Origin of the sequence: Leclercia sp. Marseille-Q4284 (genome assembly GCF_916618945.1) — a bacterium.
Taxonomy (GTDB): Bacteria; Pseudomonadota; Gammaproteobacteria; order Enterobacterales; family Enterobacteriaceae; genus Enterobacter; species Enterobacter tamurae.
The window spans coordinates 1221019-1235068 of sequence record NZ_CAKAKG010000001.1; the positions used below are offsets into that span (position 1 = coordinate 1221019).

Consider the following 14050-nt stretch of genomic DNA (forward strand, 5'->3'; position numbering starts at 1 on the left):
CGCCTCGTCAGAGGCGGACGTTCTCGTCATTACATGCGTTCGACGGTTTCGATACCCAGGGTATCCAGACCCAGCTTCAGGGTCTTCGCCGTCAGCTGCGCCAGCTTCAGGCGGCTGTTGCGTACTGCTTCGCTCTCGGCGGAGAGGATAGGGCAGTGCTCGTAGAAGCCGGAGAATAGGCCAGCCAGATCGTACAGATAGGCACACATCACGTGCGGCGTACCGTCGCGGGCCACTACGGACAGCGTCTCTTCGAACTGCAGCAGACGGGCCGCCAGCTGTGCTTCGCGATCTTCGCTGATGATTACCTGCGCCTGGGCCAGCACGCTTTCGTCGATGTCAGCTTTACGGAATACAGACAGCACGCGGGTGTAGGCATACTGCATGTATGGCGCGGTGTTGCCTTCGAAGGCCAGCATGTTATCCCAGTCAAATACGTAGTCGGTGGTACGGTTCTTGGAGAGATCCGCGTATTTCACCGCACCGATGCCCACGGCGTTGGCCAGTTTTTCCAGCTCGTCAGCAGGCATGTCCGGGTTTTTCTCGGCCACCAGACGGCGGGCACGCTCCAGCGCCTCGTCCAGCAGATCCGCCAGCTTCACGGTACCGCCGGCACGGGTTTTGAACGGCTTGCCGTCTTTGCCCAGCATCATGCCGAACATGTGGTGTTCCAGCGGCACGGAATCCGGTACATAGCCCGCTTTGCGCACGATGGTCCACGCCTGCATCAGGTGCTGGTGCTGGCGCGAGTCGATGTAATAGAGCACGCGATCCGCATGCAGGGTTTCGTAGCGATACTTCGCGCAGGCGATATCGGTGGTGGTGTAGAGGTAGCCGCCATCCTTTTTCTGGATGATGACGCCCATCGGTTCGCCTTCCTTGTTTTTATACTCATCAAGGAATACGACCGTTGCGCCTTCGCTTTCCACCGCCAGCCCTTTAGCCTTCAGATCGGCCACGATACCGGCCAGCATCGGGTTGTACAGGCTCTCGCCCATCACATCTTTACGGGTCAGGGTCACGTTCAGGCGATCGTAGGTGAGCTGGTTCTGGGACATGGTGATGTCCACCAGCTGGCGCCACATCTTACGGAAATACTCGTCGCCGCCCTGCAGTTTCACTACGTAGCTACGCGCGCGCTCGGCAAAGGCTTCGTCTTCGTCGTAGTGCTTTTTCGCGTCGCGGTAGAAGCCTTCGAGGTCCGCCAGGGCCATCTCACCGGCGTTATCCTGCTGCTGTTTTTCCAGCCAGGCGATCAGCATCCCGAACTGGGTACCCCAGTCGCCGACGTGGTTCGCGCGGATCACGTTGTGACCGAGGAACTCAAGGGTGCGCACCGAGGCGTCGCCGATGATGGTGGAGCGCAGGTGACCGACGTGCATCTCTTTCGCCACGTTCGGGGCGGAGTAGTCGACAACGATGGTTTGGGCTTCTGGCTGTGCCACGCCCAGACGGTCAGATTTCAGGGCCGCATCAACATGTTGTGCCAGGAAAGCGGGGTCGAGGAAGATATTGATAAAGCCCGGCCCGGCAATTTCGGTTTTGCTGGCGATACCCTGGAGATCCAGATGCGTCAGGACCTGCTCTGCGAGTTGTCGCGGCGCCATGCCCAGTTTTTTAGCCACTGCCATCACGCCATTGGCCTGATAGTCGCCAAACTGTACTTTCGCTGACTGACGAACCTGCGGTTCACAGTCTGCAGGTGCGCCTGCAGCAATCAGTGCCTGACTGACTTTTTCTGAGAGAAGAGCCTGAATATTCACCGGGATACCTTACATTTTTGACGCGGGCCATCATGCCGCCGCGCCCGTTAAAGAATTTAGGCCGGGAGTATACTGCAATTGCCCGTTGCCGTCAGCACTGGCTCAAATCAGCGGTTGGTCGCTGGCCGGCAACAGAGTAAATTAACGCTTTTGCATGACGATAAGAGTATCAATGATGGCGAACTGGCAATCTGTTGACGAGCTGCAGGATATTGCAGCTGATTTACCGCGTTTCATCGGGGCCTTTACGGCGCTTGCCGAACGTCTGGGTCTGGATATCGCTCCGCTGGCGGCGGATCATATCTCCCTGCGTTGCCACCAGAATGCCACCGCCGATCGCTGGCGGCGCGGGTTTGAGCAGTGCGGCGAGCTGCTCTCGGAAACCCTCATCAATGGTCGTCCGATCTGCCTGTTTAAGCTGCACGAGCCGGTTTGCGTCGACCACTGGCGTTTCGACGTGGTTGAACTGCCGTGGCCGGGTGAGAAACGCTATCCCCATGAAGGCTGGGAGCACATCGAAATCGTGCTGCCTGGCGACCCCGAGTCCCTGAATGCCCGCGCCCTGGCGCTGCTGTCTGACGACGGACTGAGCCAGTCGGGGATCTTTGTCAAAACCAGCTCGCCGAAAGGGGAGCGCGAACGCCTGCCGAATCCAACCCTTGCGGTCACCGACGGCAGCGTGACGGTGAAGTTTCACCCCTGGACCATCGAAGAGATTGTCGCCAGCGAACAATAAGGAGGTTTTATGGCATTGCTTGAGATCTGTTGTTACAGCATGGAGTGTGCCGTGACCGCGCAGGCGCGTGGTGCCGATCGCATTGAACTCTGTGCGGCCCCGAAAGAGGGCGGGCTGACCCCCTCTTATGGCGTGCTGAAATCGGTGCGTCAGGCGGTGACCATCCCGGTGCACCCGATTATCCGTCCGCGCGGCGGGGATTTTTGCTACAGCACCGGCGAATTTAACGCCATGCTGGAGGATATCGCCCTTCTGAAGCAGCTGGGTTTCCCGGGGCTGGTAACCGGCCTGCTGGATGAGGATGGCCATATCGATATGCCGCGCATGCGCCAGATTATGGCCGCCGCGCAGGGGATGGCGGTAACTTTTCATCGCGCCTTCGATATGTGCGTAAACCCACAGCAAGCCTTTGAAAATCTGGCGGAACTGGGGGTGGCGAGGGTGCTTACTTCGGGCCAACAAGCCTCTGCCGAAAAAGGTATTTCATTAATTAAGGAACTAAAAGCGCAATCAGGTGTTCCAATAATAATGGCAGGTGCTGGCGTTCGCGCCGCTAACCTGGAAACGTTTTTACAGGCAGGGGTATTCGAGCTTCACAGCTCGGCAGGCAGATGGTTGCCGTCACCCATGCGCTATCGCAACACAGGCTTGTCGATGTCGACGGATGCCGAAGCGGATGAATATTCCCGCTATGGCGTGGACGGAGAGTCGGTTGCAGAGATGAAGGCGATAATCGAAAGGTATTGTCGTTAAAACAGTTTTTACCGCGCATCATGTCGCCCAACATGATGCTTGTTTGTACCAGGCCCCTGCAATTTCAACAGGGGTCTTTTTTTGTCCACAGTTTTTGTAGGCCGGGTAAGGCGAAGCCGCCACCCGGCTAAACGCTACGGTTTGGTGGCAATCAACACCGCACGTACTGGCGCCGGATAACCTTCAATCGTTTTGCTGCTGTCATTCGGGTCGAGGAACTCGGCCAGCGACTCGGTGGTCATCCACTCGGTGCGGCGCTGCTCTTCGGTGGTGGTGACGCAAACGTCTGCGATACGGATATCTACAAAGCCACACTTCGCCAGCCAGTTTTTCAGCGCCAGCGCCGACGGGATAAAGTAAACGTTACGCATCTGCGCATAACGATCGCCCGGCACCAGCACCGCATTTTCATCGCCTTCAATGACCAGCGTCTCCAGCACCAGCTCACCGCCGCTGACCAGCTGATCTTTCAACTGCCAGAGGTGTTCCAGCGGGGAACGACGGTGATAGAGCACGCCCATCGAGAAGACGGTATCAAACGCCGCCAGCGCCGGAAGCTGCTCAATGCCCAGCGGTAACAGGTGCGCGCGCTGGTCGTTGCCCAGCAGTTTGCGCACCGCTTCGAACTGACACAGGAACAGCTGCATCGGATCAATCCCGACCGCCAGATGGGCGCCCGCGCCGATCATGCGCCACAGGTGATACCCGCTACCGCAGCCCACATCCAGAATGGTGCGCCCGGTTAAGTCGGACAGGTGCGGCAACACGCGATCCCATTTCCAGTCCGAATGCCATTCAGTATCGATATTCATGCCGTACAGGGAGAACGGCCCTTTACGCCACGGCATCAGATTGCGCATCAGCTTGTCGAGACGCACCATCTGACCTTCGCTCAGCGGCGCTTCGCTTTCGGCGGTGACGCTGTGCAGCAGATCCAGTTTGTACGGGGTCATCTCCGGCAGAAATTCAACCGCGTTGCTCCACTGCTTAAACTGACCGTGCAGGGACTCGCGCTGCCAGGAAGCGATCTGCGCCGGCAGGGTTTCCAGCCAGTGCGACAGGTGATTTTTAGCAATCAGCTGATAAAAGTTACCGAAATCGATCATGCGTTACCGCCTTTTAGCGCCACCAGAGAGCCAAAGTTAAAGCACTGGAACCACAGCTCGCTGTGCTCGAATCCGGCCTTGTGCAGGCGGGCTTTGTGGGCTTCGACCGAGTCGGTCAGCATCACGTTCTCCAGCATGCTGCGCTTCTGGCTGATCTCCAGCTCGCTGTAGCCGTTGGCCCGCTTGAAATCGTGGTGCATGTTGAACAGCAGCTCACCAACGGTGGCATCTTCGAAGCTGAATTTCTCCGACAGCACCAGCGCGCCGCCAGGGTTCAGCCCCTGATAAATTTTGTCCAGCAACAGCTGACGATCGTCGGGCTCCAGGAATTGCAGGGTAAAATTCAGCACCACCATTGAGGCGTTTTTAATCTCGATATGGCGGATATCGCCTTCGATCACGTCAACCGGGGTGGGGGCTTTCCAGGCGTCGATATGACGGCGGCAGCGTTCAACCATCGCCGGTGAATTGTCGACGGCGATGATGTTACACCCGTCGTGCTTGATGTTACGACGAACCGACAGCGTGGCCGCGCCCAGCGAACATCCCAGATCGTAGACCTGCGTGTCGGGCTGAACAAAGCGTTCCGCCAGCATGCCGATCATGGAGATGATATTGGAGTAGCCGGGAACCGAGCGCTGGATCATATCCGGGAAGACTTCAGCTACCCGTTCATCGAAGGTCCAGTCGCCCAGACTGGCGATAGGCGCAGAAAAAAGCGTGTCGCGATCTGACATAACGTAAAAATCCGGGAAAAATAAAGGGGCGTATTGTGCGCTAATGCAATGAGAAAACCAACTCCCACGGCATGTACCACAGGTTAGCCAGCACCATTAGCACAAGCGAACACCAGGTGGCGCTCATGCCGGAGCGGCGCCAGCGGAACAGGCGTTGATGAAAGCCGTAGTAGTGCATCAGGCGCCCAAGGATCAGCAGCAGGCCGCAGACATGCAACATCCAGGTCTCAGCGCCGTTCATTTCCATAAACAACAGCAAAATCAGGGCAGCCGGAATGTATTCCACCGCATTGCCATGAATGCGGATCGCGGTTTGCAGCTCCGAAAACCCGCCATCTCCATAAGAGACGCGGTACAACATCCGCAGGCGCGCAACATCGAACGAAAACTTAATTAACAGCAACGCACCCAGCACCGCATACAGCGCGCAAACCATACAAACTCCCTGTTTTTTGGCAGATGGCACTTCTATGATAGGGGCTGGGATCAGAAAAGAGAAGATTGTTGCGGAATGTTAGGGGCGTCGCCCATCGACGGCGCCACGTCCCGCAAGGCTTGCCAGAGAGCATCGACCAGTTCAGGCGCCTGAGCAATATCGGGAGTATGTAAAAAAAGATAAGGCGTACCGGCCTGTTCCCACTTCGCCAGGGTTTGCAGCCAGACGGCAAACAGCGCCTGGTTTTGCACCATATTGTCGCTGCCGATAAAGCGCACCATCGGATTGCTGGCAGTCATCACCGCATGTACCGGCACCTTCGGTTTTTTGCGCTGGGCGTCGATGATCGCCTCGTTGTGCGGGATGGCGGCATGCACCGGACGGCTGTCGAGTATCGTTCTATTGACGCCGCGCTCATGCAGACCGCGGTTGAGCGCTTGCTCCGCCTCGCCTTTCATAAAGAACTCAGGATGACGAACTTCCACGCCGTAGGTAAATTCCCGGGGCAGGGCGTCGAGAAACTGCCATAGCGCGGGCAGATCGCGGGGGCCAAAGGTGGCAGGAAGCTGAACCCAGTACTGGCCGATGCGGTTCGCCAGCGGCGACAGCCGGGTGAAAAACTCTTCGGTAAGATCGTCGCAGTTGCGCAGCGCGGCCTGATGGGAAATGGTGGCCGGGAATTTAAAGCAGAAGCGAAAGTCGTCGCTGGTCTGCTCCCGCCAGCGCGCCACCACGTCGGCCTTCGGCAGGGCGTACAGCGTCGTGTTGCCCTCCACACAGTTAAAGTGGCGAGCGTACTCCTCAAGACCGGTAATGCCCAGCCGCACCCATTTCGGGTGCGACCATTGGGGTAACCCCAGATAGATCATAGCGCGTTGATAATCTCTTCAGTGCTGCGCACCCGGGAAATGCGCGGGAAAATATGGGTCATACTGGCCTGGTGCTGCTCGGTGGTGGCCGTGCTGCAGGCATCTTCGGCGATCACCAGATTAAAACCCAGCTCCCAGGCGTTGCGCGCGGTGGACTCTACGCCAATGTTGGTGGCGATCCCGCACAGAATTATAGTGTCGATCCCGCGACGGCGCAGCTGTAACTCCAGATCGGTGCCGTAGAAGGCGCCCCACTGGCGTTTGGTCACTTCAATATCGCTGTCCTGCTTGCCGAGTGACAGCGGATAGTCCCACCAGTTGTCCGGCAGGGCGTGAGCCGCGCCCTGGGCATCGACAGGCTGCTTCAGCGCCTCGGCAAAGTCAGCGGACCAGCCTACGCGGACCATCACCACCGGCGAACCGTTGGCGCGGCATTTTTCTGCCAGACGGGCGCTGCGGCTGACCACCTCCTGTGCCGTATGCGGGCCACCGGCAAAGGGCAGGATCCCTTCCTGTAAATCAATGACTACCAGGGCGGTTTTAGCGGCGTCGAATGTCAACATGGTTTTTCCTGTTAAATAGTTAGCGTGGTGAATACCTTACGCTGCCATGGCGTGTTCCGGGCCTGATATTTTTGTTAATTTTTGTGAGAATATGCAAGATGCGAGCAGCAATCGCGCGTCTGGCGCGCTTCTCTCTTATCGTCTGGCGGAATTTCCAGTATAATAGCCGCCTTTTTTCATCCAGTTTGAAATACAAAAAGCTGCGACCTTGTAGCCTGCGGCTAAGTTAAGGGATATCTCATGCGTACAGAATATTGCGGGCAGCTGCGTCAGTCCCACGTCGGACAGCAGGTGACCCTGTGTGGTTGGGTTAACCGTCGTCGTGATCTTGGCAGCCTTATCTTTATCGATATGCGCGACCGCGAAGGCATCGTGCAGGTATTTTTCGATCCAGATCGTGCCGACGCGTTAAAGCTGGCCTCTGAGCTGCGTAATGAGTTCTGCATCCAGGTGACCGGCACCGTGCGTGCGCGTGACGAAAAGAACATCAACAGCGACATGGCGACCGGCGAAATTGAAGTGCTGGCGACCGATCTGACCATTATCAACCGTTCAGAATCACTGCCGCTGGATTTCAACCACGTCAATACCGAAGAAGCGCGTCTGAAATTCCGCTACCTCGACCTGCGTCGCCCTGAAATGGCCGATCGCCTGAAAACCCGTGCCAAAATCACCAGCCTGGTACGCCGCTTTATGGACGATCACGGTTTCCTCGATATCGAAACCCCGATGCTGACCAAAGCGACCCCGGAAGGCGCGCGTGACTACCTCGTGCCATCCCGTGTGCATAAAGGCAAATTCTACGCGCTGCCACAGTCTCCTCAGCTGTTCAAACAGCTGCTGATGATGTCCGGCTTCGACCGTTACTATCAGATCGTTAAATGCTTCCGCGACGAAGATCTGCGTGCTGACCGTCAGCCTGAATTTACCCAGATCGACGTCGAGACCTCCTTCATGACCGCCGAGCAGGTGCGTGAAGTGATGGAAGCGCTGGTACGCAGCCTGTGGCTGGACGTGAAGGGTGTGGATCTGGGCGACTTCCCGATCATGACCTTCGCCGAAGCCGAGCGTCGCTACGGTTCCGACAAACCAGACCTGCGTAACCCGATGGAGCTGGTAGACGTTGCCGACCTGGTGAAAGAGGTTGAGTTCGCGGTCTTCTCCGGCCCGGCTAACGATGCGAAAGGCCGCGTGGCTGCCCTGCGTGTACCGGGTGGCGCGAGCTTAAGCCGTAAGCAGATCGATGACTACGGCAACTTCATCAAGATTTATGGCGCGAAAGGCCTGGCTTACATCAAAGTCACCGAGCGCGCGAAAGGCATCGAAGGCATCACCAGCCCGGTGGCCAAATTCCTCAATGCTGAGATCGTTGAATCCATTCTGGCGCGTACTGAAGCCCAGGACGGGGACATGATCTTCTTCGGCGCGGACAACAAGAAAGTGGTGGCCGACTCCATGGGCGCGCTGCGTCTGAAACTGGGTAAAGATCTGAACCTGACCGACGAAGCCAAATGGGCGCCGCTGTGGGTTATCGACTTCCCAATGTTTGAAGACGACGGCGAAGGCGGCCTGACCGCAATGCACCACCCGTTCACCTCGGCAAAAGAGATGAGCGCGGCAGAGCTGAAAGCGGCACCGGAAGATGCGGTGGCGAACGCCTACGACATGGTCATCAACGGCTACGAAGTGGGCGGCGGTTCCGTGCGTATTCACAGCATGGAAATGCAGCAGACGGTGTTCGGTATTCTGGGTATCAATGAACAGGAACAGCGCGAGAAGTTCGGCTTCCTACTGGATGCCCTGAAGTACGGTACTCCACCGCACGCAGGTCTGGCCTTTGGTCTGGATCGCCTGACCATGCTGCTGACCGGCACCGACAACATCCGTGACGTTATCGCCTTCCCGAAAACCACCGCCGCTGCCTGTCTGATGACCGAAGCGCCAAGCTTTGCTAACCCAACCTCCCTGAGCGAGCTGGGTATCGAAGTGGTGAAAAAGGAAGAGAAAAACTGATATGACATATAAGCTTCCCGTTTCTGTCTTAGTTGTCATTTATGCCCAGGACACGAAGCGGGTGCTGATGTTGCAGCGGCGCGACGATCCCGCGTTCTGGCAGTCGGTTACCGGCAGCCTGGAAGAGGGTGAAACCGCGCTGCAGGCCGCCGCGCGCGAAGTAAAGGAAGAGGTCACCATTGATGTTGCTCGCGAGCAACTGACCCTGAAGGACTGTCAGCGCACGGTGGATTTTGAAATTTTTAGCCATTTACGTCATCGCTATGCGCCGGGGACTGAACGCAATACGGAATCCTGGTTCTGCCTTGCGCTTCCTCACGAGCGGGAGATCGTGTTCACCGAACACCTGACCTACCGCTGGGTTAACGCGGCCGAGGCCGCAACCTTAACCAAGTCGTGGAGCAACCGGCAGGCGATTGAAGAATTTGTAATTAACGCCGCCTGAGAGGGCGCGCTTTTTGGAGAACTTTTTATGGCAGGTCATAGTAAGTGGGCCAACACCAAACACCGCAAAGCGGCACAGGATGCCAAACGCGGTAAGATCTTTACCAAAATCATTCGTGAGCTGGTGACGGCTGCCCGTCTGGGCGGCGGCGATGCGGCCTCCAATCCACGTCTGCGTGCGGCGATCGATAAAGCGCTGAGCAACAACATGACGCGTGACACCCTGAACCGTGCTATCGCCCGTGGCGTAGGCGGCGACGATGACGCGAACATGGAAACCATCATTTATGAAGGTTACGGCCCAGGCGGCACCGCGGTGATGATTGAGTGCCTGTCCGACAACCGTAACCGTACCGTTGCCGAAGTGCGTCACGCCTTCACCAAAACCGGTGGCAACCTGGGTACCGACGGTTCCGTAGCCTACCTGTTCAGCAAAAAAGGCGTGATCTCCTTCGAGAAAGGCGACGAAGACGTGATCATGGAAGCGGCGCTGGAAGCGGGTGCTGAAGACGTTGTGACCTATGACGACGGCGCGATTGATGTCTATACCGCATGGGAAGAGATGGGCGCAGTGCGTGATGCTCTGGAAGCAGCAGGCCTGAAAGCCGACGCGGCTGAAGTCACCATGATCCCGTCCACCAAAGCGGACATGGATGCGGAAACCGCACCGAAGCTGCTGCGTCTGATCGACATGCTCGAAGATTGTGACGATGTGCAGGAAGTTTACCACAACGGTGAAATCTCCGACGAGGTTGCGGCAACGCTGTAATGGCTGAGCTTAAACCGACAACCGGAGAGGCGTGATGGCAATTATCCTCGGCATTGACCCGGGCTCACGCATCACCGGTTATGGCGTTATTCGCCAGGTCGGGCGTCAGTTGACCTACCTGGGCAGCGGCTGTATCCGTACCAAAGTAGAGGATCTGCCGTCACGCCTGAAGCTTATCTACGCAGGCGTGACGGAGATCATCACCCAGTTCCAGCCGGACTTTTTCGCCATCGAACAGGTGTTTATGGCGAAGAATGCCGACTCGGCGCTGAAGCTCGGTCAGGCCCGCGGCGTGGCGATTGTCGCGGCGATGAATCAGGATCTGCCGGTATTCGAATACGCCGCGCGACAGGTTAAGCAAACCGTGGTAGGAAATGGCGGGGCAGATAAAAGCCAGGTGCAGCACATGGTGCGTACCTTGCTGAAGCTGCCGGCCAATCCGCAGGCGGATGCCGCCGATGCGCTGGCCATCGCGATAACCCATTGCCACGTTACCCAGAACGCGATGCAAATAAGCGAATCGCGGCTCAATCTGGCGCGAGGTCGATTACGCTAAATGAAAAATCAGGCTGGATGTTTATCCAGCCTTTTTTTATGATGGCAGCGGTAAATTTCAGTTCTTAACGCAGGAGCGTCACGTGATAGGCAGACTCAGAGGCATCATCCTCGAAAAACAACCCCCGATAGTGCTGCTTGAGACCGGAGGCGTGGGCTACGAAGTGCATATGCCGATGACCTGTTTCTACGAACTGCCGGAAGTGGGACAAGAAGCGATCATTTTTACCCACTTTATCGTTCGTGAAGATGCTCAGCTGCTGTTTGGCTTTAATAACAAACAGGAACGTACGCTGTTTAAAGAGCTGATTAAGACCAACGGCGTCGGTCCAAAACTGGCGCTGGCGATCCTCTCCGGGATGTCGGCGCAGCAGTTCGTGAATGCCGTTGAGCGTGAAGAGCTGGCAGCGTTGGTGAAACTCCCTGGCATCGGCAAGAAAACGGCGGAGCGCCTGATTGTCGAGATGAAAGACCGCTTTAAAGGCCTGCACGGCGATCTGTTTACGCCAGCAGCCGATCTGGTCCTGACTTCCCCTGCCGGTCCGACTGACGATGATGCGGAGCAGGAAGCGGTTGCCGCGCTGGTGGCGCTGGGCTATAAACCTCAGGAAGCGAGCCGGATGGTCAGCAAAATTGCGAAACCGGACGCCACCAGTGAAACCCTGATTCGTGAAGCGCTGCGCGCCGCATTGTGAGGTAAAGGATGATTGAAGCAGACCGTCTGGTCTCGGCAGGCAACGTTCAGGCAGAAGATCTGGTGGACCGTGCGATCCGCCCGAAGCTGCTGGATGAGTATATTGGCCAGCCGCAGGTGCGCTCGCAGATGGAGATCTTTATCCAGGCAGCAAAACTTCGCGGCGACGCCCTCGATCACCTGCTGATTTTTGGCCCACCGGGGCTGGGGAAAACCACCCTCGCCAATATTGTCGCCAATGAGATGGGCGTCAATCTGCGCACCACTTCCGGCCCGGTGCTGGAAAAGGCCGGCGATCTGGCGGCGATGCTGACCAACCTCGAACCCCACGATGTGCTGTTTATCGATGAGATCCACCGTCTTTCACCGGTGGTGGAAGAGGTGCTCTATCCGGCCATGGAAGACTACCAGCTGGATATCATGATTGGTGAAGGCCCGGCCGCGCGCTCGATTAAGATCGATTTGCCGCCGTTCACCCTGATTGGCGCTACCACCCGTGCGGGCTCGTTAACCTCGCCGCTGCGCGATCGTTTTGGCATCGTCCAGCGTCTGGAGTTTTATCAGGTGCCCGATCTCCAGCACATCGTCAGCCGTAGCGCGCGCTATATGGGGCTGGAGATGAGCGAGGAGGGGGCCTTTGAAGTGGCGAAGCGTTCCCGCGGTACGCCGCGTATCGCCAACCGTCTCCTGCGCAGGGTGCGTGATTTTGCCGAAGTGAAGCACGACGGCACTATTTCGCTGGATATCGCCGCCCAGGCGCTGGATATGTTAAATGTGGATGCCGAAGGCTTTGACTATATGGACCGCAAGCTGCTGCTGGCGGTGCTGGACAAGTTCTTTGGCGGGCCGGTGGGGCTGGATAACCTGGCGGCAGCCATTGGTGAAGAGCGGGAAACTATTGAAGATGTGCTGGAGCCGTACCTGATTCAGCAGGGCTTTTTGCAGCGTACGCCACGCGGGCGCATGGCGACGGTGCGGGCCTGGGATCACTTCGGCATTAAGCCGCCGGAGATGCCGTAATGTTGTAGGCCCGGTAAGCGTAGCGCCACCGGGCAACGCCATCAGCTGGCAGGTTTCTTCATCATGCTGAAGATAAACAGCGCTGCCGCGCACAGCACCACCGAGGGTCCGGCAGGGGTGTCGTAAAATGCCGAGAAGGTTAACCCGCCGGTCACGGCAATCATTCCCACGCCTACGGCCACGCCGGCCATCTGCTCCGGCGTGCGGGCAAAACGGCGCGCGGTGGCGGCAGGAATAATCAGCAGCGACGTAATAATTAACGCCCCGACAAACTTCATCGCCACGCCAATGGTCAGCGCGGTCACCAGCATCAGCAGTAGCTTGACGCGCTGCAGCTTCACACCATCCACAAAGGCTAAATCCGGGCTGATGGTCATCGCCAGCAGGTTTCGCCACTGCCACAGCAGGATAGCCAGCACAATCACCACCCCGATAGCGATGGCGATCAGATCGTCCGGCGTCACCGCCAGCAGATCGCCAAACAGATAGGCCATCAGATCTACGCGGATGTTGGACATCAGGCTGACCACTACCAGACCCAGCGACAGGGCGCTGTGCGCCATGATCCCGAGCAGCGTATCCACCGCCAGGTGCGGGCGCTTTTCCAGCCACACCAGACCGGCGGCCAGCAGCAGCGTCACCACAATCACCGCATAGAATGGATTGACATCCAGCAGTAAGCCAAATGCTACCCCCAGCAGGGAGGCGTGGGCGAGGGTATCGCCAAAGTAGGACATCCGGCGCCAGACGACAAACGAGCCCAGTGGACCCGCCGCGCAGGCGAGCATCATCCCGGCCAGCCAGCCGGGCAATAAGAGTTCAATCATGAGTTACCGTTTCCCCGGCGCAGGACAATGCGGCCCTGCAAATCATGGCGGTGGTTGTGATGGTGGCGATAAATGCCCAGCTGTTCGGCGCCGCGAGGGCCAAACATCGAGATAAACTCAGGGTGCATGGAGACCACTTCCGGTGTGCCAGAGCAGCAGATGTGATGGTTGAGACAGAGCACTTCGTCCGTTTTCGCCATCACCAGATGCAGGTCGTGCGACACCATCAGCACGGCGCAGTCCAGCTCTTTACGCAGCTGATCGATCAGGTCATACAGCGCCACCTGACCGTTGACGTCCACACCCTGGGTCGGCTCATCGAGCACCAGCAGCTGCGGCCTGTTCAGCAGGGCGCGGGCCAGCAGCACGCGCTGGGTCTCGCCGCCGGAGAGCTTTTGCAGAGGCGCTTCGATCAGATGTCCGGCCTGCACGCGCTTGAGCGCCGGAAGAATGTCCTCTTTACGTGTGTCGGGACGCAGACGCAGGAAACGGCTGACCGTTAACGGGAGAGTGGCGTCCAGATGCAGCTTCTGCGGCACATAGCCGATGCGCAGCTGCCGGTCACGCTTGATAAGGCCGCTGTCGGGTGCTACCAGGCCCAGCACCACGCGCACCAGCGTTGATTTACCCGCGCCGTTTGGACCGAGTAGCGTCAGAATTTTGCCGGGCTTCAAATCCAGCGAAACGTCAGAGAGGACGCGGCGCTGACCGAATGAAACCGAAATGTTTTCGAGAGATACCAGATTCGTCATATCAATTTTATGC

16 protein-coding genes are annotated in these 14050 nt (G+C 57.8%); 8 read left to right on the plus strand and 8 right to left on the minus strand.

Translation table 11 applies throughout. From position 1 onward, the window contains the following. Positions 1–29: 29 nt before the first annotated feature. Entirely contained in the window at positions 30–1763 is a 1734-nt protein-coding gene (argS, locus tag LG383_RS05635; RefSeq protein ID WP_106993340.1) for an arginine--tRNA ligase, read from the minus strand. Between the two features lie 175 nt (positions 1764–1938). Between argS and LG383_RS05640 the strand changes: the two genes are divergently transcribed. Continuing rightward, positions 1939–2499: a VOC family protein gene (locus tag LG383_RS05640; RefSeq protein WP_225759508.1), complete on the plus strand. Its 561-nt coding sequence runs from the start codon at positions 1939–1941 to the stop codon at positions 2497–2499. A 9-nt stretch (positions 2500–2508) separates the two neighbouring features. Next, a complete protein-coding gene (cutC, locus tag LG383_RS05645; protein ID WP_225758530.1) occupies positions 2509–3252 on the plus strand; it encodes a copper homeostasis protein CutC in 744 nt (247 codons plus the stop codon). A gap of 134 nt (positions 3253–3386) precedes the next feature. Here the strand turns inward: cutC and cmoB are convergent, their stop codons facing one another. From cmoB to LG383_RS05670, 5 genes are read right to left on the minus strand one after another with little or no spacing between them, the layout of a single operon-like run. After that, positions 3387–4358, minus strand: a complete 972-nt coding sequence (gene cmoB, locus LG383_RS05650) for a tRNA 5-methoxyuridine(34)/uridine 5-oxyacetic acid(34) synthase CmoB (RefSeq protein ID WP_106993337.1) — start codon at positions 4356–4358, stop codon at positions 3387–3389. Further along, complete coding sequence (gene cmoA, locus LG383_RS05655) at positions 4355–5095, minus strand: carboxy-S-adenosyl-L-methionine synthase CmoA (protein WP_225758531.1); 741 nt, start codon at positions 5093–5095, stop codon at positions 4355–4357. Before cmoA ends, cmoB begins: the two co-directional genes overlap by 4 nt. Before the next feature lie 40 nt (positions 5096–5135). Further along, a complete protein-coding gene (locus LG383_RS05660) occupies positions 5136–5531 on the minus strand; it encodes an MAPEG family protein (protein WP_225758532.1) in 396 nt (131 codons plus the stop codon). A gap of 50 nt (positions 5532–5581) precedes the next feature. Continuing rightward, the gene (locus tag LG383_RS05665) at positions 5582–6400 is read right to left on the minus strand and encodes a DUF72 domain-containing protein (RefSeq protein ID WP_225758533.1); all 819 of its coding nucleotides are present in this window, start codon (positions 6398–6400) and stop codon (positions 5582–5584) included. Continuing rightward, on the minus strand, positions 6397–6963 hold the full coding sequence (locus tag LG383_RS05670) for a hydrolase (RefSeq protein ID WP_166182791.1): 567 nt from the start codon (positions 6961–6963) through the stop codon (positions 6397–6399). Before LG383_RS05670 ends, LG383_RS05665 begins: the two co-directional genes overlap by 4 nt. Before the next feature lie 240 nt (positions 6964–7203). On the opposite strand from LG383_RS05670, the gene aspS reads away from it, so the two are divergent. From aspS to ruvB, 6 genes are all read left to right on the plus strand, one after another. Then, positions 7204–8976, plus strand: coding sequence for an aspartate--tRNA ligase (aspS, locus tag LG383_RS05675; protein WP_106993332.1), 1773 nt, complete (start codon positions 7204–7206; stop codon positions 8974–8976). A 1-nt stretch (position 8977) separates the two neighbouring features. Next, entirely contained in the window at positions 8978–9421 is a 444-nt protein-coding gene (gene nudB, locus LG383_RS05680) for a dihydroneopterin triphosphate diphosphatase (RefSeq protein WP_106993331.1), read from the plus strand. A 27-nt stretch (positions 9422–9448) separates the two neighbouring features. After that, positions 9449–10189, plus strand: coding sequence for a YebC/PmpR family DNA-binding transcriptional regulator (locus LG383_RS05685; RefSeq protein WP_225758534.1), 741 nt, complete (start codon positions 9449–9451; stop codon positions 10187–10189). 34 nt (positions 10190–10223) lie between these two features. Beyond that, on the plus strand, positions 10224–10745 hold the full coding sequence (gene ruvC, locus LG383_RS05690; RefSeq protein ID WP_106993329.1) for a crossover junction endodeoxyribonuclease RuvC: 522 nt from the start codon (positions 10224–10226) through the stop codon (positions 10743–10745). Between the two features lie 82 nt (positions 10746–10827). Further along, positions 10828–11439: a Holliday junction branch migration protein RuvA gene (gene ruvA, locus LG383_RS05695; RefSeq protein ID WP_106993328.1), complete on the plus strand. Its 612-nt coding sequence runs from the start codon at positions 10828–10830 to the stop codon at positions 11437–11439. An 8-nt stretch (positions 11440–11447) separates the two neighbouring features. Then, on the plus strand, positions 11448–12458 hold the full coding sequence (gene ruvB / locus LG383_RS05700; RefSeq protein WP_225758535.1) for a Holliday junction branch migration DNA helicase RuvB: 1011 nt from the start codon (positions 11448–11450) through the stop codon (positions 12456–12458). 41 nt (positions 12459–12499) lie between these two features. Here the strand turns inward: ruvB and znuB are convergent, their stop codons facing one another. Together znuB and znuC are read right to left on the minus strand one after the other, a co-directional pair. Further along, entirely contained in the window at positions 12500–13285 is a 786-nt protein-coding gene (gene znuB / locus LG383_RS05705; RefSeq protein ID WP_225758536.1) for a zinc ABC transporter permease subunit ZnuB, read from the minus strand. Further along, a complete protein-coding gene (znuC, locus tag LG383_RS05710; RefSeq protein ID WP_106993325.1) occupies positions 13282–14037 on the minus strand; it encodes a zinc ABC transporter ATP-binding protein ZnuC in 756 nt (251 codons plus the stop codon). The genes znuB and znuC overlap by 4 nt, the downstream gene beginning before the upstream one ends. Positions 14038–14050: the final 13 nt, after the last annotated feature.